This is a genomic window from Flavobacterium luteum (assembly GCF_008806775.1).
GTDB classification, from domain to species: Bacteria; Bacteroidota; Bacteroidia; order Flavobacteriales; family Flavobacteriaceae; genus Flavobacterium; species Flavobacterium luteum.
This window is the reverse complement of record NZ_WAEM01000006.1, coordinates 157,540-178,456: the sequence shown is the minus strand read 5'-3', so window position 1 is coordinate 178,456 and position 20,917 is coordinate 157,540. Positions and strand designations below refer to the sequence as shown.

The following is a 20,917-nucleotide window of genomic DNA, read 5'->3' as shown; positions in this document are numbered from 1 at the left end:
AAGTAATTTAAAAAGAACCTGAAACTAATATTTTCTGTTTTTAAGTTTATAAAAAATAATTAACGTTTGTTCTGAATGATTTCAGCCAATAATTTTTTAGCACGTAGCAATTTGATTTTTATATTGCTTAATGGTTCCTGTAGTTGTTCTGATATTTCCTGATAACTGAGTTCTTGAAAATAACGCAGTTGAATCACTTCTTGATAATGTGGTTTTAATTCTTTAATGTATTGTAACAGCTGTGACAAATTTTGTTCGGTTATTAATTCGTCTTCTGCTGATGGAGTAGTGTCGGCTATATTATAAGCCTGATTGTCTTCTTCGTCAGTGATCTCTATGAAAAGAGACGATTTTTTTTTTCGAAGCAAATCGATATGGACATTTTTAGCTATGGCAATTAGCCAGGTATTGAATTGAAATTCAGGATTGTAAGTAGCTATTTTATCAAAAGCTTTAGAGAATGTTTCTATGGTAATATCTTCGGCATCAGTTTCGTTTTCGGTTCGTTTTAACATAAAACCATACACTTCATTCCAATAAAAATCCAACAGAAAAGTGAAGGCAACCTGATCGCCTTTTTTTGCCTTCTCTATGTGTTTTTTTATTTCCAATGCACAGGTTTTGAGAAAACAGTAGTAATCATTATGTTAAACTGTGTAAAAACGAGTATAATTTCTATAATAGGAAACCAATACATAACATCTTTTTCTTTGAGTTTTGCTGAGGAAAAACCAAGAGTAATCCAAGTAAATAGATAGCGAAAGCCTATTAAACATAACACAATAATCCATTGGTGAAGGAATGCAAGTAAAATCACAGAAAATACAATAAATAATAATTGCGAAATATAAAAAACTGCTAATTGTAAGCGATCGAAAGGTTTATAAAATGTGGCTGTAGAAATGTGTCTTCTTTTTTGTGCAAACCATTCCTTGAAAGAGGTTTTAGGAAGTGAATAGGTAAAGCTATTTTGATCGAAACAAATAGTTGTATTTTTTCTAGTTGCTGCTTGATTTATAAATAGATCGTCATCACCTGAACGAATTTTCATGTGATCTATAAATCCATTGACATTAAAAAACTCTTCTTTTTTATAAGCTAAATTCCTTCCAACTCCCATATATGGATGGCCTATTTTTGCCCATGAAAAATACTGTACAGCGGTAAGCATGGTTTCAAATCGTATGATTTTATTTAAAAACGACCGTGATATTTTTTCATAAGCTCCATAGCCTAAAACAATTGTTTTTTCGGGAGTAAATTGAGAACTCATTATTGAAATCCAATCTTTTGAAATAGGATAACAATCGGCATCTGTAAATAATAAATATTGGTTTTTTGCTGCTTTTATTCCTAAAGTTAAAGCAAATTTTTTGTTACCCCAAAAGGCTTCATTGTTCTTTACTTTTACCAATCGGATATTTGAATATTGTTTTTCAAAAGCTTCAAAAAGATCTAAAGTTTCATCACTTGAAGCGTCGTCAATTAAAACAATTTCAAAATCGGGATAATCTTGCTCAGCTAAAATGGGAACAAATTTTGCTACATTTTCGGCCTCATTCTTAGCGCAAACCACAACCGAAATAGGAATTCTTTTTGGATTGCTTATAGCTGATTTGGCATACGCAAATTTACCAAAAACAATTATATAGTAAATAAATTGGATTGCAACAATAGCAATAAATATATAAAATGTAATAGTCAACATAGAAGCAAATTGTCTTTTAAAATCGAGTGCAAAGGTACAAATTCAATTATGAATTATGAATTATAAATTGTGAATTATTTACTGAGAATAGGAGGTCTAAATTACATTCACTTCCGCTTCAATATGAATGCCAAATTTTTGAAAAATCGTTTCTTGAATATTCTTTGAAATATCTAATATTTCTTGTCCAGTCGCGTTTCCATAATTAACCAAAACTAATGCTTGGTTTTTGTGAATGCCTGCGTCACCAAAACGCTTTCCTTTAAAACCAGCTTGTTCAATAAGCCAACCAGCTGGAACTTTGACTTCAGTTTCAGAGATTTCAAAGTATTTCATTTCAGGAAATTGTTGATGAATTTTTTCGAAATCGGTTTTTAAAAGAATTGGGTTTTTAAAGAAACTGCCACTATTTCCTAATTCTTTCGGATCGGGTAATTTGCTTTTTCGAATAGCAATAACGGCATTGCTTACCTCTTTTAGAGTGGGATTTATAATATGGTTTTTTGCTAATTCGCTTACAATATCACCATAAGAAATATTAATTTTATGATTCTGTTTAGTGAGTTTAAAAACTACTGATGTAATTATATATTGGTTTTTGACTTCATTCTTAAAAATACTTTCTCGATAGCCAAAATGACAATCTTGTAAATAAAAGGTTTTTAATTCCTGATTTGAAATTTTCAACGCTTCGCAAGAAACAAATGTATCTTTAATTTCAGTACCGTATGCTCCAATATTTTGTACTGGAGTAGTTCCTACATTTCCAGGAATTAGCGACATGTTTTCTAATCCTCCAAAATCGTTATCCAGCGTCCAAAGCACAAATTCGTGCCAGTTTTCTCCCGCTTGGCTTTCAACCCAAACAAAATCAGTATCTTCTTTAATAATTTTTTTTCCCTTTAAATCAATGTGAATTACAAGAGCATCTATATTTTTTGTTAAAAGCATGTTACTTCCCCCACCTAAAATAAATTTGGTATCGTTAGCATGTTGTTTTAATATGGTTTTTAGCTCTGAAATAGAATGAACAGCTACAAACTGCTTTGCTTTGGCTTCAATGCCAAAAGTATTGTAGTTTTTTAAAGAGAAATTAGCGTGAATTTTCATAAAAAGTAATGCTGTTGAAATTTCAAATTTACAGCAATAATTTTGAATCTATTATTTTATTATATCTGAAATTTCTGAAAATTTTTCAACATAATTCTTGATCCAAATATGCATCATAAATAATGGCATAATGTATGGAATCATTTTTGCATCTCCTTTTTGCAAATTTTGAACTAGTTTTTTTGCGTTAATATTTTCAAAATAAGGCATTTGAAACATATCACTTCTTGAGAAAGATTCTAATTCATCTTTAAATGCGGGACTTTTAATAATATAATCGCCCCACGGCACGCTCAACCCTACCTTTCTAAAATTTAAAATTTCGTCAGGTAATTTTTCTTTCATTGCTGTTTTTAGAATAAACTTTCCTTTTTTGCCTTTAAACAACCAATTATCGTCTAAAGAACCTAATCCTGCTAACAATCTTGGATCTAAAAAGGGTTCTCTGCACTCAATAGAAGCACCCATAGTACATCGATCATTTCTATCTAAAAGGGAACACAAATAGGTGTGTTGGTCAAAATAAAGTGCTTGTCTTTTTAAATTATTTGGATATAATATTTTTGCATCTTCATATATTTCCTTTCTGTATTCGTTTTTTGGCAAACTATTTATACCAAAGTTTTTTATAATATCTTCCCTGAAAATATTTGAACTATTAAAAACTACTAAGTCTTCATTACTCTTGATTTTTGAATACCTAATTAATTTTTCAAATCTTGGTTTTTTAGAAAATAAATCTAAATTACCAATGGTAGCAATCGAATTTAAAAGTGAAGGATACTTCAATGCTTTATATCTTACATAACCTCCCATCATTTCATCTGCACCCTCTCCCGAAAGTAATACTTTTACAGCTGGTTTTGCCATTTGCGAAACTGCTAAAAGGTGCGGTTCGCTTAAATGCATAATAGGTTCATCCTGAAAGTATGTAGAAGTAATTAACTTCTCATAAAGTAAGTTGTTTTCCAATTGCATCGTACGGAAACCATAATCGAATTTTTTTGACAACATTTTTGCCAAATAGGATTCATCATGTTCTACTTCTTTAAAACCAATATTAAATGTCTGTAAGCCTTTAAATTTTTGCTGATGCAAAGATGCAAGAATAGAGGAAGAATCTAATCCCCCACTTAATAAAACACCAACTGGCACATCACTAACCATTCGTAATCGCACAGCATCATCGAAAGTAGTTTTAAACCATTCTAGAGGATTTTTAATTTTATCATGATTATTGATTTCTATTTGCAAATCCCACCATTTTTCAGTAAAAATTTTCCCGCTTTCTATAATAGTCATACTATCACCAGGCAATACTTTTTTTACATTTTCATATAAAGTGTTTTCTCCAGCTACAAATCGATTGAAAACGTATTCACCTAATCCTTCTTGAGCTATTTTTAGAGGAACACCAGCAGTAAATAATGCTTTTTGTTCTGATGCGAAATACAATGATTCATTATAAAACGAGTAATACAAAGGTTTTACACCCATTCGGTCACGAACCAATGTCAGTTTTTTTTCTTTTTTATCCCAAATTGCAAACGCAAACATCCCGTTTAATCGATTTAGCATTTTAAGCCCATATAATTGGAACAATTTCATCAAAACCTCCGTATCGGAGTTGGTTTTTATGTCAAATCCATTGCATTTTAGTTCTGGATAAAAATCTTTGAAATTATATATTTCACCATTATATACCAAACTATATCTTCCGTCATCAGAAAGAAAAGGTTGGTGTCCTTTAGAAGAAACATCAAGAATAGAAAGTCTTCTATGACCTAAACCAATATTATTGTCGATGAATATACCTTTATCATCCGGACCCCGATGTTCTAATGCATCACGCATTTTGGTGAGGATGCGTTCATCTACTTTTTTTTGCGATTGCAAATGTAAGATTCCATTAATTCCACACATAATTCCTAGTTTTTAGTAGTGTTAATTAATTCATGGTATCGGTCTGCAATAATCTTCATATTTACTTTATAATTGGCATTTTGTTCAACAAATGTTCTGTTTTTTTGGATAGCTTGAGCTCTATATGTTGGATTTTCAATTGCCCAAATAATTTCTGAGGCTAACATTTCAAAATTATCAATGGTAATTAATTGTCCGTTTTCTCGATGGTTTATCCAGTATTGATTTCCTGGAATATCAGTTACAATAGGGTAACAATTTGTAGCCATAGCTTCAAATAGAGATGTGGAAACCCCCTCGGTTACTGGCATGCTGATGTAAAAATTAGATTTTTGTAGTATTTTAGCTAATTCAGAATTTGAAATTCTGCCCGTAAAATTAATTTTAGTTTCGATATTTAATTTTTTTGCTAATTCTTTTAAGAAGTTCAATTTCAAACCGTCTCCAACAATCGTAAGCTGAAAATCAAATCCTTTTTTATGAAGGATTTCAAATGCTTTTAAAACAATATCGTGTCCGTATTCAGGAGATAATGATCGGGTTACAATTGCACGGATTATATTGGAATTTATTTTATTTTTATTCTCAAAAACGTTTAAATCAATACCTTTAGATAAAATTAAAACTTTACGCATATCTACTTTAGCTTTCTTCATCGCAGGAGTCATTACAGATCCCCAAGCATGAATTAAACTTGCTTTTTTGAACGCATAATCTTGAATTCTTTTTTTAATTGGAAATAAAATAGAAGTTGTTGGCCATAAATCAGTTATGCCTTGTTGAGCAATAACAATAGGTTGAACTCCAGATAAAGCTGCTAGAAAACCGTAACTCGTTGTTCTTTCAGCAATAATCATATCGGGTTTATGAAACTTTACAAGTGTTTTAATTTTAGAAAAAGCGCTAGTATATTCTAAAATTCTTTTTATTTTGTTTATAGTCCCATAACTAGGAGTTTTCAATTCCCATGTTATAATTTCGAAATCGCCAAATTCTTTTAGTCCATTCATCCAAATAATCGCATCTTGCCGATAGGTTTCTCCAAGAAAAAGTATTTTCTTTTTTTTCATATCCTCTGATAAGATTCATTCCGATGCTAATCCGCGATTTAAAAAATCAATCAGAGGTTTTAATGCTATAAGTTTTTCGACAGTTGTAGCAACAAAATTTTTGTCAATCAATTCCGAATCATCAATTTTTGTTGACACTGTAAAACTTTTTAGTTTTAAAAATTCAATTGCTGGATGGTCTTTTTCAAAATCTTTCGGAGCATTTTTTAGCGCATTAGTTTCATTTCGATCCAACCCAGTATAAAATTTTTTAAAGGTTGCATCAGTAACGATTTCCTCTAAATCTTCATAAAAGAATGCAATTTCCTTACGGATTTTTTTCAAATCAGATGCTTCAGGCGAATACAATCCGCCAGCAACAAAACTCTTTCCTTTTTCTATGTGAATATAATATCCTGGAGCATTTATACCACTAGAATTGGTGTTCATCCAAATGCCCATGTGGCTTTTATAAGGGGATTTGTCTTTAGAAAAACGAATGTCTCGGTTAATTCGAAAAGTACAATTTTTGATTTCTAACATTTCTAAAGAAGCATCTTTTGGCTTCATTACTTCAAGAAAAGCACCTATCAATTGATGGTAATCCAGTTTGTATTCTTCATAGCGTTTTTTATTGGCTAAAAACCATTCTCGGTTGTTATTTGCTTTTAAATCGTCGAGAAATTGTATTGATTTTTTTGAAAGCATAAAAAAATTATTTCAATTGTTTTTTCAAATCTTCTTCACTGATAAATCCTGAATGTTTCCATTTGATTTCTTTATTTTCGTAAAGTATTAGGGTAGGAAGTTCATCAATTTTTAGTTCTTTGAGTATAGTTTTATTTTCATCAGCATTTAGCCTGACAATCCTAACTTTATCAGTCATTTCATCTTGCATTTTTTTAATGTATGGAGCCATTTTTTTGCATGGCGCACACCATTCTGCATAAAAATTGACAAGTACTTTTTTATCAGGGAGTAATAATTCTTCGTATTCTTTTGAACTAACACCAATGATTTTATCGCTAGGAATATCCATTCCTGCTGAATTCCATTTTAAAATTCCTCCTTCTAAATCATAGATTTTAGAGAAACCTAATTCTTCTAGTTTTGCGGCTGCTTTTTTACTTCTTCCACCGCTCATGCAGTATATAAAAATAGGTTTGGTTTTGTCAAATTTTTGAACTTTAATAGTAAAATCATCACCGTTCCAATCCGCGTTTACAGCATTGTCTATATGTTGGTTAGAAAATTCTGCGGGAGTTCTCACATCAAGAATGAGAGCGTTTGAAGTTGCTTTTATTTTTTGGGCGAAAACAGTCGGCGGAATAGTTTCTGTCTTATTAGTAACTTGTCCTTTACAGTTAACAGTTAATAAACAGATGAATATTAAGGATAAAAGATATAATTTCATTTGTGGTATTTAATGAACAGCTAAATTACGAATTCAAATGGTATTATAAGTTAAATATTTTATAACTCTGAAGTGTCGATTTTACAATATTTTCTGTCCGTTCAGGATGGGTGTCAGAAATAAATAATTGTCCAAAAACATCATCATTTACCATTTCTATGATTTTCTCTACTCTAGTTTCATCTAGTTTATCAAAAATATCATCAAATAAAAGAATGGGTTTTACACCAGATTGTTTTTTTACGAATTCAAACTGCGCTAACTTCAAAGCAATTAAAAACGATTTTTGTTGTCCTTGAGAACCAAATTTCTTAATTGGATAATGATCAATTTCAAAAGATAAATCGTCTTTATGTACCCCAACAGAAGTATAATGTAAAGCTCTATCTTTATTGATGTTTTCTTGTAAAAGTGTCAACAAATCTTTATCGAATAACTGACTTTCATAAACCAATTGCACCGATTCTTCTGAACCAGTTATGGCTTGATGGTGTTTATTAAAAATAGGAATAAAATCTTCTAGAAATTGTTTTCTCTTTTCAAAAATAGGCTGTCCCAAAGCATTTAATTGCTCATTATATATCGAGAGCGTGTCATTTTCAAAAACGTGATTCAAAGCAAAATACTTTAACAAAGCGTTGCGTTGCAGGATTATTTTTTGATACAGAATGAGTTCATGAAGATAGTTAGCATCCAATTGCGAAATGACACTGTCAATAAATTTTCGCCTTGTTTCGCTTCCATCTACAATCAAGTCGCTATCGGCTGGAGAAATAATTACCAATGGAATAAAACCAATATGATCAGAGAATTTTTCATATGGTTTGCCATTACGTTTCAGGATTTTTTTATGATTTCTCTTTAGACTACAAATAATTTGTTCATTACGTTCGCTTTTTTCGAATGAACCCTCAATGACAAAAAACTCTTCACCATGTTTAATATTTTGAACAGCTAACGGATTAAAATAACTTTTTCCATACGATAGATGATAGATAGCATCAAGTATATTCGTCTTTCCAATGCCATTTTTGCCCACAAAACAATTAATTTTAGTGTCAAAATCGAAATTAGCTTCAGAAAAATTTTTATAATTATATAGGGAAATGGCTTTTAAATACATCGACAATGCTTGCTGATAGTGAGAACTTTGAAAAATTTATACTATTTTTTTTAAGCGAGTGCAAATTATTGAAAAATATCGATAAAAATGGCTTTTAAATATGAATAAAAATTTTATTTTTGCCGTTCACTAATTTAAAATAAATGGCAACGTACAATAAAAGAGGTTATAAAACTCCAAAAGAAAAAGAAGAAAAATTAGACAATAATTTTATTGAAGATGTAAATGTTGATGAAAAGGATAGTACTACAGCTGGCGTTTTTAATTCTTTAGATGAAACCGCATCTAAAACCGAGGAATTTGTAGCCAAAAACCAAAAATATATTTTCGGAATTGTTGCTGCTATAGCTTTAGTAACAGTAAGTTATTTATTGTACCAAAAATTTGTTGCTCAACCTAATGAAGAAGCTGCAGCAAACGAAATGTTTGAAGCACAACAAAATTTCCAAAAAGCAGTTGATGGAACTAAAAGTGATTCTTTGTTTAATCTTGCTTTGAAAGGAGCTGAAGGAAAATTTGGTTTTAAAGATATTGCCGAAAAATATTCAGGTACTGATGCAGGAAATCTAGCCAATTATTATGCAGGAATTTCTTATTTAAATATAGGTAAATATGATGAAGCTATTACTTCTTTAGAGAAATTCAAATCAGACGATGCTATTTTAAGTGTTTTAGCTGTTGGAGCTATAGGTGATGCCTTTTCGCAAAAAAAGCAAGAAAAAGAAGCTTTAGAAAATTATATCAAAGCATCGGAAATGAATCCTAATGATTTTACAACGCCACGTTATTTATTAAAAGCAGGTCAAACCAGTTTGGCTCTTGGAAATAAAGCGGATGCTTTGAAATATTTTACTGAAATTAAAGAAAAATACGAAAATTCTCCCGAAGCTTCAAATATAGACGCTTTAATAGGTTTAGTGCAGTAAAATAGTGCAGATTTCAATATTTTTGAATTAAGATTTTCTTATCTTTGAATTACGGATTTAAATATTAAATCTAAATTCTTAAATCTAAAAATACGATGGCTACTGCTAATAAAAATTTATCAAATTATAATAAAGATACAATCCCAAACGCGAAAGACTTTCGGTTTGGGATTGTTGTTTCTGAGTGGAATGACCACATCACAGAAGGCTTATACAAAGGTGCAATAGAGGCATTGACTGACTGTGGCGCTTTGCATAAAAACATCATTCGTTGGAATGTGCCAGGAAGTTTTGAGTTGATATATGGTGCCAAGAAAATGATTGAAACCCAAAAACCTGACGTGGTAATCACCATTGGTTGTATTATAAAAGGGGAAACACAACATTTTGAGTTTGTTTGTGAAGGCGTTACTCAAGGTGTTAAAGATTTAAATGTTTTATCGGATGTAGCAGTTATTTTTTGTTTACTCACAGATAATTCTGAACAGCAATCTATAGATAGAAGTGGAGGAGCACACGGAAACAAAGGAACCGAAGCTGCAATAGCCGCTATTAAAATGGCATATTTGAGACAACAAGCTTCACTAAAGCATCCATTTGATAGTACTCATTTATTGGCTTCTGGACAATTGCAAATTGAGAATGGGCCACTGGAATTGAAGGAATAAAAAGTATAGTAATAACTTTAATAACCTATATTGTTCTTTAACAATATAGGTTTATCTGTTTTTATGATTAATTTGACTATAAAACCCAACAGAAATTACTTAAATTTGTAAACTTGTAGGTTTAACAACAAACCACAAAAAAAAACCACAAACCAAACGAATGTCGAGTATAATTCAATTACTTCCAGATCATGTTGCCAACCAAATTGCTGCGGGTGAAGTCGTGCAACGACCTGCATCTGTAGTGAAGGAATTATTGGAAAATGCTGTTGATGCTAGAGCAACAGACATTAAACTAATCATAAAAGATGCCGGAAAATCATTGGTACAAGTCATTGATAATGGTTTAGGAATGAGCGTTACAGATGCTCGTTTGTGTTTTGAGCGTCACGCCACTTCCAAAATTCGTCAGGCAGAAGACTTGTTTTCTTTGCATACTAAAGGATTTCGTGGTGAGGCTTTGGCTTCGATTGCAGCAATTGCACATGTGGAGATGAAAACCAAGCAAGACCAAGAAGAATTAGGTACGCACATCATTATTGAAGGAAGTAAATTTGTGTCGCAAGATGTGGCAGTTTTGCCTAAAGGCACTTCTTTTTCGGTTAAGAATTTGTTTTTTAATATTCCAGCGCGACGCAATTTCCTAAAATCGGAAGTGGTAGAATACCGCCATATTGTAGATGAGTTTCAGCGTGTGGCTTTGGCTCATGCCAATATTCATTTTACTTTTTACCACAACGGAAGCGAGATGTTTAATTTGCCTCCATCGAATTTCAGACAGCGCATTGTAAATATATTTTCAGGAAAAACCAATGAAAAATTGGTTCCCGTTCAGGAAGAAACCGAGATTGTTGAAATAAAAGGATTTGTAAGCAAGCCAGAATTTGCCAAGAAGAGTAGGGGTGAACAGTTTTTTTTTGTGAATGATCGGTTTATAAAAAGTGGGTATTTGCACCATGCTATTATGGGAGCTTATGAAGGTTTACTCAAAGACGGAGCACAACCTAGTTATTTTTTATACTTGCAAGTGCCACCTAACACGATTGATATTAATATTCACCCCACAAAAACCGAAATCAAGTTTGATGATGAACATGCTTTGTATGCCATTTTGCGATCGGCGGTGAAACACAGCTTGGGGCAGTTTAACATTGCACCAGTTTTAGATTTTGATAGAGATGCTAATTTAGATACGCCTTATCATTATAAAAATTTAGAAGGTTCTACTCCAACGATTCAGGTGAATGGGAATTACAATCCGTTTTCTGAAGCTTCAACTAATAAGCAATTCAATACCAATTCATACGAAACTCGTAAACTAGAAGTAATTAATTGGGAAAGTCTTTACATTGGTTTAAAACAGGAAACGGAAACGATTATTGAAAATGAAGGAATGCATTTTGAAGGAGAAGAAGTAAAATCGTTTCTTTTTGATGAAAATGACGTTGAGAAAGTGGTAAATAAAACCTATCAAATTCACAAAAAATACATTGTGAATCCCATCAAATCAGGAATGGTAATTGTCAATCAGCATAGGGCCCATCAGAGGGTTTTGTATGAACAATTTCTAACAAATATGACATTACATAAGGCTTCAAGCCAGCAATTGTTGTTTCCATTGCATTTGTATTTTTCTACCAATGAAATAGCATTGATTGCCGAATTGCAATTGGCCTTAGTAAATACGGGTTTTATTTTTGAAGAAACCAATAAGGATAGCGTTGTTATTTCGGGTTTACCTGTAAATATAACCGAAAGTGAGGTAACATTAGTTTTAGAGCAATTATTGAGCGATTTACAAGATGGAATTCCAGAAAGTAGTTTCAGCCAGAATGATACTATTGCCAAATCGATGGCACGAAGTTTAGCGGTAAAAACGGGAACCTATTTAACAGAAAAGGAACAGGAAAATTTAGTTAATGGACTTTTTGCATGTAAGGATCCTAATGTTTCACCTTTTCAAAAACCTACTTTCATCACCATGCGTGTGGAAGATTTAGATAATAAATTTGCATTATGATGAACATCACACCAACAGTAAAGCAGTTACTGATAATTAATATTATATTTTTCATAGGCAGCCAAATCGTAGGTGATGAAACGTATAATTATTTATCATTATTCTTTTTTGAGAATGATAAGTTTCAAGGCTGGCAACCACTTACTCACATGTTTATGCACGGAGGAATTGCACATATTGCTTTTAATATGTTTGCTTTGTATTCTTTTGGGTCAGCTTTAGAGCATTTTTGGGGAGGAAAAAAGTTTTTATTTTTCTATATATCTTGCGGATTAGGAGCTGCTTTGTTGCACACTGGAGTGAATTATTTTCTTTTTCATGACGGATTGAATACACTGTTACAAGCTGGATTTAATAAAACAGATATTTATACTTTATTAAATGAAGGAAAAATTGATACTCAATGGACTGATGTTCTAGGAGCTTCTGGCATTGATAGATTTGCAGGTTCTTTTGCTTCACCAGCTGTAGGGGCTTCTGGAGCAATTTATGGGTTATTAGTCGCTTTTGCATTTATGTTTCCTAATGCTGAATTAGCATTATTGTTTATTCCTGTTCCTATTAAAGCAAGATATTTTGTTCCGGGATTGTTAGTAGTCGATTTGTTTTTAGGAGTTTCAGGAAAATCTATTTTTGGAGGAGCTAGCGGAATAGCACATTTTGCACATATAGGTGGAGCATTAGTAGGCTTTTTGATGATGTGGTATTGGAAGAAAAATCAGTTTAACAAAAACCGTTGGGATTAATATCCTAAAATTAAAAAAATGAATATTCTTGACGATTTAAAAATGCAATATAAAATGGGTGGTTTTGAACAAAAACTCATCTACTGGAATATTGGTGCTTTTTTAGTTTCGATTCTTTTTTTCTATCAATTTAAGTCAGGTGGATTTGATTTCCCTAGTTGGATCTCATTGTCTTCCAATCCTTCGATTGCATTAACTCGGCCATGGACTTTTTTGACCTATTCTTTTTTTCATGGCGGTTTTTTTCATTTGTTTTTTAACATGATGGTTTTGAATTTTACGGGAAGAATTTTTCTAACCTTTTTTTCTCAAAAACAGTTTCTAGGTTTATATGTGCTTAGTGCTATATTTGCTGGAATAGTATTTGTTGCCAGTTATTTTATTTTTGGATTAGGGCAAAATTCCATTCTTGTAGGTGCATCTGGATCAATAATGGCAATTTTAATCGCAACTGCTACTTATTCGCCTTTTATGAATTTAAGATTGCTTTTAATAGGTAACGTAAAACTTTGGCAATTTGCATTTGTCATTTTAGTTCTCGATTTAATTCAAATTTTAGCTGAAAATACAGGTGGCCATATTGCTCATTTGGCTGGAGCTTTTTTTGGTTTTGCTTATGTTAAATTGTTGCTTACTGGGACAGATTTGAGTAAAACAGTCTCATTTGTTTTAGATAAATTATCCAATTTGACTAATCCAAAGACAGCAACTCCATTTAAGAAAGTACACAGAAACTATGCTCCTCGTTATGAAAAAACTGTCCCTAAAATTGTAATTAAAGATAAAACGCAACAACAAATTGATGAGATTTTAGATAAAATTAGTCAATCGGGTTATGATAGTTTAACTAAAGAAGAAAAAGAATTTCTTTTTAAAGCTGGGAAATAGCAGGATTTATAGTTTTTTGTTGAAGTTTGTATACTAAATCAAAAATTATATTTCAAAAACCAAAACAGAACATAGAATGAAACGTCTTTCATGGTTTAATAAAATAATGTTTTTTCTAAATATAGTAGTAACTGTAATCACTTTTGTTGCATACGTTTTACCTTTTTTGGCGCCAAAAACATTTCCTCTTTTATCGGTTTTAACTCTTGTCTTACCCTTCTTTTTAATATTAAATGGACTTTTTTTTCTGTATTGGTTCATTCAATTTAGAAAGAGAATGTTTATCTCAGGAATGGTTTTACTAATAGGAATTACATTTATCAATAAATTTTATAAGTTTTCAACGAAAGAATTTTCAGAAAACGAAAATGATTTTGTAGTAATGAGTTATAATGTGCGACTGTTTAACTTGTTTGATTGGATTAGCGACAAAGATGTAAAGCAAGAAATAAAAACTTTCTTTAACGATAAAGATCCGGATATATTATGTATTCAAGAATATTCTGAAACTGCTAATATTGATTTAAGGGTTTATCCCCATCGTTACATTTTTATGCAAGGCGATAAAATACGAACTGGACTTGCTATATTTTCAAGATTTCCAATTTTAAATCAAGGAAATTTAGTTTTCCCAAAGTCTAATAACAATGCTATTTTTGCCGACATAAAGAAAGGAAAAGATATTATTCGAATTTATAATATGCAATTGCAGTCAATTAAGATTTCACCTGATGTAAACGAAATATCTGAGAATATTAATGAAATGAATAAACAAAAATCGCAAAAATTAGTCAATAGAATTAGTATTGCTTTTAGGCAACAACAACAGCAAGCCGAGATTATCAGAGATCATAAAAAAGAGTGTAGCTATCCAATTATTATTTGTGGCGATTTGAATAACAGTGCTTTTTCGTATGTTTATAGAAGTGTTAAAGGTAACCTGAATGATGCTTTCGAAGAATCTGGTGTTGGTTTCGGGAAAACCTATAATTTTAAATATTACCCTGTTCGAATTGATTATATTTTAACAGATCCTACTATTAAAGTAAAAAGCTTTGAAAATTTCTCTAAATTCGAAAACTCTGATCATTATCCAGTAATGGCGCGATTGTCTATGGAATGAAATTACAACTTCTGATTTTTTAAATAATCTAAAGCAAACTTACCTTCATTAAACATCAAATCTAAAATACTCAGATTATTGATAAAACCATGTTTTTCTCCAAAAACTTGAGTGTAGTTTTCGAATATCTTAGTTTCTTTCTTTCCGTTTATTAAAAATCTAAAATCAGTATAATCTGGAACTTCGTGAAAGTATTCTTTAGTATTATTAAATTCTAATTTCAATCTCAAACATTTTGAGACTATTTCCATAGTCTCAAAATTTAAATCCACTAAAAAAGTATGTTTTTTGTTGAAAACAGGAGTGAGTTCATCTTCAAAATATTCAAAAAAAGGCGATGTTCTATAGGCAGCTTCTAAGGATTTGAAGTGCTGTTTTTGCCAGTCGAAAGCAGTTTCTAAACGCACCTCTTTCGTCTTTTGATGTCTTTCTTTTGAATGTTTAATAGGAATATTCAATAGTTGAATACCGTTAGGACTGTAAATATAGGTTCTATTCCTATTGGTTTGTTTCTGAAAATTGTCTTCAGTTTCAAAAGTAATACTATCTGCTTGAGCCATCGCTACATAATGACTAATTGTTGGAAAGTAACTTGGATAGATAAGAATGTTCATGTATTTTTAGCTTAAGCTTTCTAATAACCACTTTAAACTTCTTTTTTAACTGTTTTCCTTTTTCTTATTCATGAAAAATGTAATTCCAAAATATGCAGCTAGAGCCATTAAAAAGAATTTAAAATAAGAATACGGCTGTCCTTCACCACCAACAGTAGTAAACAAGCGTTCCCATCTTACTTTATTAAGCCCTTTGCCGTTAGAATCTAAACTCATCCAAATAAAAACTGGTTTTCCAACAATGTGATTTTGAGGCACATATCCCCAGTAACGACTGTCTTCAGAATTGTGACGATTGTCTCCCATCATCCAATAATAGTTTTGTTTAAAGGTATAATTCGTTGCTACTTTACCGTTAATTCTAATTTCGTTACCATTTATTTTTAAATCATTTCCTTCATATTCTGTAATGATTCTTTTGTATAATGGTAAGTTTTCAGAATTTAAAGCAATTGTTTTTCCTTCTTGAGGTATGTAAATGGGTCCATAATTATCTTTATTCCAATTGTTATTTATTTGCGGAAAAACAGCTGGTTCTCCTTCTTTAGAAATATTTCTAATAATAGATGTTACGCCTGGATTGTTTTTTAAACGCTCTGCTGTTTCTTCTGTTAAAGCAGAAAAAAGAAACGTATTTTGAGCAGTTTGATAAATACCATCAGTTATTTGCAATTCACTTAAAAGATAGTTTGGGTCAAATCCTGAACCGTTGGTTGTTACAGTATACGAATATTGTGGCTTAGCTCGTTGCGGTAATACGAGTTGTTTACCATTAATATATACTATCCCGTCTTTTATTTGTAAAGTATCACCTGCAATTCCTTGACATCTTTTTACGTAGTTCGATTTTTTGTCAATAGGTTTGTCTGCTTTTCTTTTAGAGGTATCAAAAAATTTATAAACAGTGTCAACAGGCCAGTTGAAAACTACTATATCATTTCGCTCTATTTTTTGCAAGCCTGGAAATCTAAAATAAGGAAGCTGAGGCCAACTTAAATAGGATTTTTTATGTAACAACGGAATGGTATCATGAACCATTGGTAAAGCAACTGCTGTCATTGGCGTTCGTGCTCCATAATGAAATTTACTCACAAATAAGAAATCACCCACTAACAACGATTTTTCTAATGATGAAGTAGGAATTGTGTACGGTTGCATTACATAGGTATGAACAATTGTTGCTACTACAATAGCAAATAATAATGAACTAATAGTGTCAGCAGTTTTGTTTGTGGGTATTAAACTTCTATCTGAAATATAATTAAGCTCTTGAGTATAATTTAAATAATAAATATATAAGCCCAATGTTGCAATTCCTAGAACAGTATCTAAAGTCGTGTTTTTGCCAAAACTTCTCAAAGTTTCGACCCAAACCACTGGAAACATAATGAGATTGATAACGGGTACAAATAACAAAATAGTCCACCAAGTAGGTCTATTTATGATTTTCATCAATACAATAGCATTATAAATTGGTACTAATGCTTCCCAACGTTTTCTTCCAGCAGCTTCATATAATTTCCATGTTCCTGCAAAGTGAACTATTTGTACAATTACAAAAAATACGAACCATTGAGTTAGTGTCATAACTATTTTATTTTTTTAATTAGAATTGATTATTACAGTTTTGTTACTGTTTTATAACAAAATTAACAAATTACTTAATTTTTTAAATTTAAAACATCTTTCATGTTAAAAATTCCTTTTTTGCCAATAATCCATTCGGCAGCGATTACTGCGCCAAGGGCAAATCCGTCACGATTATGTGCAGTGTGCTTAATATCTATAGTATCAATCTCAGAAATATAGCTTACAGTATGCGTTCCAGGAACATCATCAATACGAAGAGCATCTATAGGAATTTCATCTGATTTTGGCTCGTTTAATGTCCAATTGGTATAAGTACTATTGGCAATTACCCCTTTTGCTAAAGAAATTGCAGTTCCGCTTGGAGCATCTAGCTTTTGAATATGATGAATTTCTTCCATCTCTACTCTATAGCTATCAAATTTAGCCATCATTTTTGCCAAATAATCATTAAGCTCAAAAAATAGATTTACTCCTAAACTAAAGTTAGAACTCGATATAAATGCCCCGTCTTTTGATTTGCATAGTGCTACCATTTCATCATAATGTTCTAGCCAACCAGTTGTTCCTGAAATTACAGGTACATTAGCATAAAAACAACTCGATATGTTTTCGACAGCTACACTCGGAATACTAAAATCTATAGCAACATCAGCAGCTGAAAGTCCTTCGTAAGTATTGAATTCGTCTTTTTTCAGAACAATTTCGTGACCTCTTTCTAGAGCAATTCGTTCTATGGTTTGTCCCATTTTTCCGTATCCCAAAAGTGCTATTTTCATTTGAATGTCATATTTAAGGCAAGACCAAAAGTAGTCCTAAAATTTATATCGTTTTGTTCTATTTTTGGATTCAAGGTTAAATTGTCATTTACATTAAATTGCAGTAAATGTGCATCTATATTAGCATCTACAATATTCAAAATATAAAATGCAGCGGTTAACAATAAGGACATGTCTCTATTGCGTTGATAAAATCGTTGTGCCGTAATTAAACGGGAATCATCAAGATATTGGTATTTGTCGTTCGTAAACCCAGCCAATCTACTTTTGTAAGCGTCACGAAAATCATGATACTTTTTATTATTTACGGAATAATAGTATAAACTTGTCCCCATGGCACCGTAAACCAGAGGAATTTTCCAATATTTTTTGTTATAGGCTTGACCCAAACCAGGTAAAACAGCCGAGAAAAAAGCGGCCTTTGCAGGAGATAATGGATTGATTTCTTTGCTTTTTACTGTGTCTTTAGATTGAAGAATAGCTTTAGGGAGCACTTGAGCATCAACCAAGCAACTACCAAATAATAAGAGGAGTATTATGATTGTATTTTTAAACACTACCCTTTTATCAATTTAATAATTCTTTTAAAATCTTCTTCTGAATGAAAAGGGATAGTAATTTTCCCTTTGCCGTTTCCAGCAACTTTAACCTCTACTTTTGTTCCAAAATAAGTCGAAATGGCTTTCTTTTCATTTTCTTCTACTTCAAATGAATTTCCTTTTACGATTTTTGCTGGAGTTGGTTTTAAACTTTCTTGATACGTTTTTACAAGGGCTTCCGTTTCACGTACAGATAGATTATCACTTACTATTTTTTGATAAATATCAGTCTGAATATCTAAATCATCAATATTAATAATCGCACGACCATGACCCATAGTAATGAATCCGTCGCGAATGCCCGTTTGAATAATAGGATCTAATTTTAAAAGACGCAAATAATTAGCGATAGTAGACCGTTTTTTGCCCACACGATCACTCATCTGTTCTTGAGTTAGCTGAATTTCATCAATTAATCGTTGATAAGAAAGAGCAATTTCTATGGGGTCTAAATCATGACGTTGAATGTTTTCAACCAAAGCCATAATTAGCGATTCATTATCATTTGCAATTCTGATATAAGCAGGAATTGTAGTTAATCCTGATAATTTTGAAGCACGCAATCTTCGTTCTCCAGAAATTAATTGGTATTGATTGAAATCGGTTTTTCTAACAGTTATTGGTTGAATCACCCCTAATTCTCGAATAGAAGTAGCCAATTCTCTTAGCGATTCTTCATTAAAATTACTTCTGGGTTGGAATGGATTTATTTCAATAGAATCAATATCAAGCTCAATTATATTGCCCACCACTTTATCAGCATTTTTATCGTCAACCGACTGTATATTATTGTCTGGGTCTTTCAATAATGCCGATAACCCTCTGCCTAACGCTTGTTTTTTTACTGCTTGTGTCATAAAACCTATTAACTGTTTTTCTGAATAATTTCTTGGGCTAAGTGCAAATAATTTGTCGCTCCTTTGCTCGTAGCATCATAATTTATAATGCTTTCGCCATAACTTGGTGCTTCACTTAATTTTACATTTCGTTGTATAATAGTATTGAAAACCATATCGTTGAAGTGCTTTTGTACTTCTTCTACCACCTGATTAGACAATCGCAATCTAGAATCGAACATGGTTAGTAACAAGCCTTCAATATCTAAATCAGGATTGTGAATTTTTTGAACACTTTTTATGGTATTCAATAATTTCCCTAAACCTTCTAGCGCATAGTATTCACATTGAATAGGAATAATTACGGAGTCAGCTGCTGTAAGTGCATTCAAAGTTAGTAAGCCTAAAGAAGGAGCACAATCAATCAAAATATAATCGTAGTTGTCTTTGACGCTAGCCAATGCTTCCTTTAGCATATACTCTCTATTTTCCTTGTCAACCAATTCAATTTCTATGGCAACAAGATCGATATGGGCTGGAATGATATCCACATTTGGAGCGGTACATTTAATTATAGCTTCTTCAGGACGATTACTATGTTCTACTATTTGATAGGTTCCAATAGCAATGTTTTCAATGTCAATCCCAAGACCTGAACTCGCATTCGCTTGCGGGTCTGCATCAATAAGTAACACTTTTTTTTCTAAAACGCCTAATGATGCCGCCAGATTTACCGAAGTGGTTGTTTTTCCAACACCTCCTTTTTGATTGGCAATAGCAATGATTTTACCCATTTATTTTTTTCGAATTATAAGCGGTAAAAATACAATTTATTATGGTTTTTTCAAGGCTTATTTGTTAACAAAAGTTAAAAAGCTATCGCTCAAGGAATAACTACTTCTTCTTCGCCTTAATCATTGCTTCCAGCATATCCCACATTTCTTCAGGAATGGCATCTAGTTGATTGAACTGACCAGCGCCTTTTAGCCATTCGCCACCATCAATAACTACTACTTCTCCGTTGATATACGCCGAAAAGTCAGAAACCAAATAAGCAGCCAAATTCGCTAATTCCTGATGTTCTCCGTTGCGTTGTAGTGGAACTCGTTTTGAAGTGTCGAATTTTTTAGCCAAATCACCTGGTAACAATCTGTCCCAAGCGCCTTTTGTAGGAAATGGGCCTGGTGCAATAGCATTAGACCGAATGCCGTATTTTGCCCATTCTACCGCTAAACTTCTCGTCATGGCTAGAACTCCGGCTTTTGCAGTAGCGCTCGGAACAACATACGCTGAACCTGTAAAGGCATACGTTGTTACTATATTTAAGATTGTAGAAGTTGCTTGTTTGCTATCAATCCAGTGTTTTCCGAAAGCCAGCGTACAGTTTTTAGAACCTTTTAAAACTATATCAATTACAGTATCAAAAGCATTGGCAGATAATCTTTCGGTAGGCGAAATGAAATTGCCTGCAGCATTGTTTAATAAAACGTCTACTTTTCCGAAAGCCTTTAGCACTTCTTGTAGCATATTTTCCACCTGATCATAATGGCGGACATCGCATTGAACAGCTAGACACGTTCCGCCAGTTTGGGTTTCTAGTTCTATAGCCGTGTTTTTTAGTTTTTCTAAATCACGGGAAGTAATGGCTACTTTGGCACCCAATTCGAGAAAATATTGAGTCATGGCTTTGCCCAAGCCGCTTCCGCCACCTGTTACTACTATTACTTTGCCTTTTAGAGCATCATCACGAAGCATTTTTGTTGAAAAATTCATAGTTTATTTTTTTATAAACGTAAATATAATT

Annotated in this window: 21 protein-coding genes; 6 read left to right on the top strand and 15 right to left on the bottom strand. The window is 32.1% G+C overall.

Annotated features, from left to right (window positions below; translation table 11 throughout):
- Window positions 1-59: 59 nt before the first annotated feature.
- From F6464_RS11670 to recF, 8 genes are all read right to left on the bottom strand, one after another.
- Window positions 60-611, bottom strand: coding sequence for an RNA polymerase sigma factor (locus F6464_RS11670; protein WP_151108036.1), 552 nt, complete (start codon window positions 609-611; stop codon window positions 60-62).
- Window positions 602-1,708: a glycosyltransferase gene (locus F6464_RS11665; protein ID WP_151108035.1), complete on the bottom strand. Its 1,107-nt coding sequence runs from the start codon at window positions 1,706-1,708 to the stop codon at window positions 602-604. Before F6464_RS11665 ends, F6464_RS11670 begins: the two co-directional genes overlap by 10 nt.
- Window positions 1,709-1,804: 96 nt before the next feature.
- Window positions 1,805-2,818, bottom strand: a complete 1,014-nt coding sequence (murB, locus tag F6464_RS11660) for a UDP-N-acetylmuramate dehydrogenase (RefSeq protein ID WP_151108033.1) — start codon at window positions 2,816-2,818, stop codon at window positions 1,805-1,807.
- 51 nt (window positions 2,819-2,869) lie between these two features.
- The gene (gene asnB / locus F6464_RS11655) at window positions 2,870-4,741 is read right to left on the bottom strand and encodes an asparagine synthase (glutamine-hydrolyzing) (RefSeq protein WP_151108032.1); all 1,872 of its coding nucleotides are present in this window, start codon (window positions 4,739-4,741) and stop codon (window positions 2,870-2,872) included.
- Window positions 4,742-4,746: 5 nt separating this feature from the next.
- A complete protein-coding gene (locus F6464_RS11650) occupies window positions 4,747-5,811 on the bottom strand; it encodes a glycosyltransferase family 4 protein (RefSeq protein WP_151108030.1) in 1,065 nt (354 codons plus the stop codon).
- A gap of 15 nt (window positions 5,812-5,826) precedes the next feature.
- Window positions 5,827-6,498 (bottom strand): DUF2461 domain-containing protein, encoded by a 672-nt coding sequence (locus F6464_RS11645; protein WP_151108028.1) that lies wholly within the window; start codon window positions 6,496-6,498, stop codon window positions 5,827-5,829.
- Between the two features lie 7 nt (window positions 6,499-6,505).
- Window positions 6,506-7,204: a thioredoxin domain-containing protein gene (locus F6464_RS11640; protein ID WP_151108027.1), complete on the bottom strand. Its 699-nt coding sequence runs from the start codon at window positions 7,202-7,204 to the stop codon at window positions 6,506-6,508.
- A gap of 43 nt (window positions 7,205-7,247) precedes the next feature.
- Window positions 7,248-8,327: a DNA replication/repair protein RecF gene (gene recF / locus F6464_RS11635; RefSeq protein WP_151108025.1), complete on the bottom strand. Its 1,080-nt coding sequence runs from the start codon at window positions 8,325-8,327 to the stop codon at window positions 7,248-7,250.
- Window positions 8,328-8,470: 143 nt separating this feature from the next.
- On the opposite strand from recF, the gene F6464_RS11630 reads away from it, so the two are divergent.
- The 6 genes from F6464_RS11630 to F6464_RS11605 all read left to right on the top strand — a co-directional run bounded on the left by F6464_RS11630 (window position 8,471) and on the right by F6464_RS11605 (window position 14,698).
- Window positions 8,471-9,253, top strand: a complete 783-nt coding sequence (locus F6464_RS11630) for a tetratricopeptide repeat protein (RefSeq protein WP_151108024.1) — start codon at window positions 8,471-8,473, stop codon at window positions 9,251-9,253.
- A 95-nt stretch (window positions 9,254-9,348) separates the two neighbouring features.
- Window positions 9,349-9,921: a 6,7-dimethyl-8-ribityllumazine synthase gene (ribH, locus tag F6464_RS11625; protein WP_151108023.1), complete on the top strand. Its 573-nt coding sequence runs from the start codon at window positions 9,349-9,351 to the stop codon at window positions 9,919-9,921.
- Between the two features lie 160 nt (window positions 9,922-10,081).
- Complete coding sequence (gene mutL / locus F6464_RS11620; protein ID WP_151108022.1) at window positions 10,082-11,941, top strand: DNA mismatch repair endonuclease MutL; 1,860 nt, start codon at window positions 10,082-10,084, stop codon at window positions 11,939-11,941.
- On the top strand, window positions 11,938-12,687 hold the full coding sequence (locus tag F6464_RS11615; RefSeq protein WP_151108020.1) for a rhomboid family intramembrane serine protease: 750 nt from the start codon (window positions 11,938-11,940) through the stop codon (window positions 12,685-12,687). Before mutL ends, F6464_RS11615 begins: the two co-directional genes overlap by 4 nt.
- Before the next feature lie 18 nt (window positions 12,688-12,705).
- Entirely contained in the window at window positions 12,706-13,575 is an 870-nt protein-coding gene (locus F6464_RS11610; RefSeq protein WP_151108019.1) for a rhomboid family intramembrane serine protease, read from the top strand.
- Between the two features lie 76 nt (window positions 13,576-13,651).
- Window positions 13,652-14,698 (top strand): endonuclease/exonuclease/phosphatase family protein, encoded by a 1,047-nt coding sequence (locus tag F6464_RS11605; RefSeq protein ID WP_151108018.1) that lies wholly within the window; start codon window positions 13,652-13,654, stop codon window positions 14,696-14,698.
- Between the two features lie 2 nt (window positions 14,699-14,700).
- On the opposite strand, the gene F6464_RS11600 is transcribed toward F6464_RS11605, so the two are convergent.
- The 7 genes from F6464_RS11600 to F6464_RS11570 form a co-directional block, all read right to left on the bottom strand.
- Window positions 14,701-15,312 carry a WbqC family protein gene (locus F6464_RS11600; protein ID WP_151108016.1) on the bottom strand — a complete coding sequence of 204 codons (612 nt, stop codon included), beginning with the start codon at window positions 15,310-15,312 and terminating at the stop codon, window positions 14,701-14,703.
- A gap of 45 nt (window positions 15,313-15,357) precedes the next feature.
- Window positions 15,358-16,899, bottom strand: a complete 1,542-nt coding sequence (lepB, locus tag F6464_RS11595) for a signal peptidase I (RefSeq protein WP_151108014.1) — start codon at window positions 16,897-16,899, stop codon at window positions 15,358-15,360.
- Between the two features lie 74 nt (window positions 16,900-16,973).
- Window positions 16,974-17,678, bottom strand: coding sequence for a 4-hydroxy-tetrahydrodipicolinate reductase (gene dapB, locus F6464_RS11590; protein WP_151108013.1), 705 nt, complete (start codon window positions 17,676-17,678; stop codon window positions 16,974-16,976).
- The gene (locus F6464_RS11585; protein WP_225318074.1) at window positions 17,675-18,235 is read right to left on the bottom strand and encodes a DUF5683 domain-containing protein; all 561 of its coding nucleotides are present in this window, start codon (window positions 18,233-18,235) and stop codon (window positions 17,675-17,677) included. The genes dapB and F6464_RS11585 overlap by 4 nt, the downstream gene beginning before the upstream one ends.
- Window positions 18,235-19,134 (bottom strand): ParB/RepB/Spo0J family partition protein, encoded by a 900-nt coding sequence (locus F6464_RS11580; protein WP_151108011.1) that lies wholly within the window; start codon window positions 19,132-19,134, stop codon window positions 18,235-18,237. The genes F6464_RS11585 and F6464_RS11580 overlap by 1 nt, the downstream gene beginning before the upstream one ends.
- Before the next feature lie 8 nt (window positions 19,135-19,142).
- Complete coding sequence (locus F6464_RS11575) at window positions 19,143-19,907, bottom strand: ParA family protein (RefSeq protein WP_151108010.1); 765 nt, start codon at window positions 19,905-19,907, stop codon at window positions 19,143-19,145.
- A gap of 100 nt (window positions 19,908-20,007) precedes the next feature.
- Window positions 20,008-20,886 carry an SDR family oxidoreductase gene (locus F6464_RS11570; protein WP_191963378.1) on the bottom strand — a complete coding sequence of 293 codons (879 nt, stop codon included), beginning with the start codon at window positions 20,884-20,886 and terminating at the stop codon, window positions 20,008-20,010.
- Window positions 20,887-20,917: the final 31 nt, after the last annotated feature.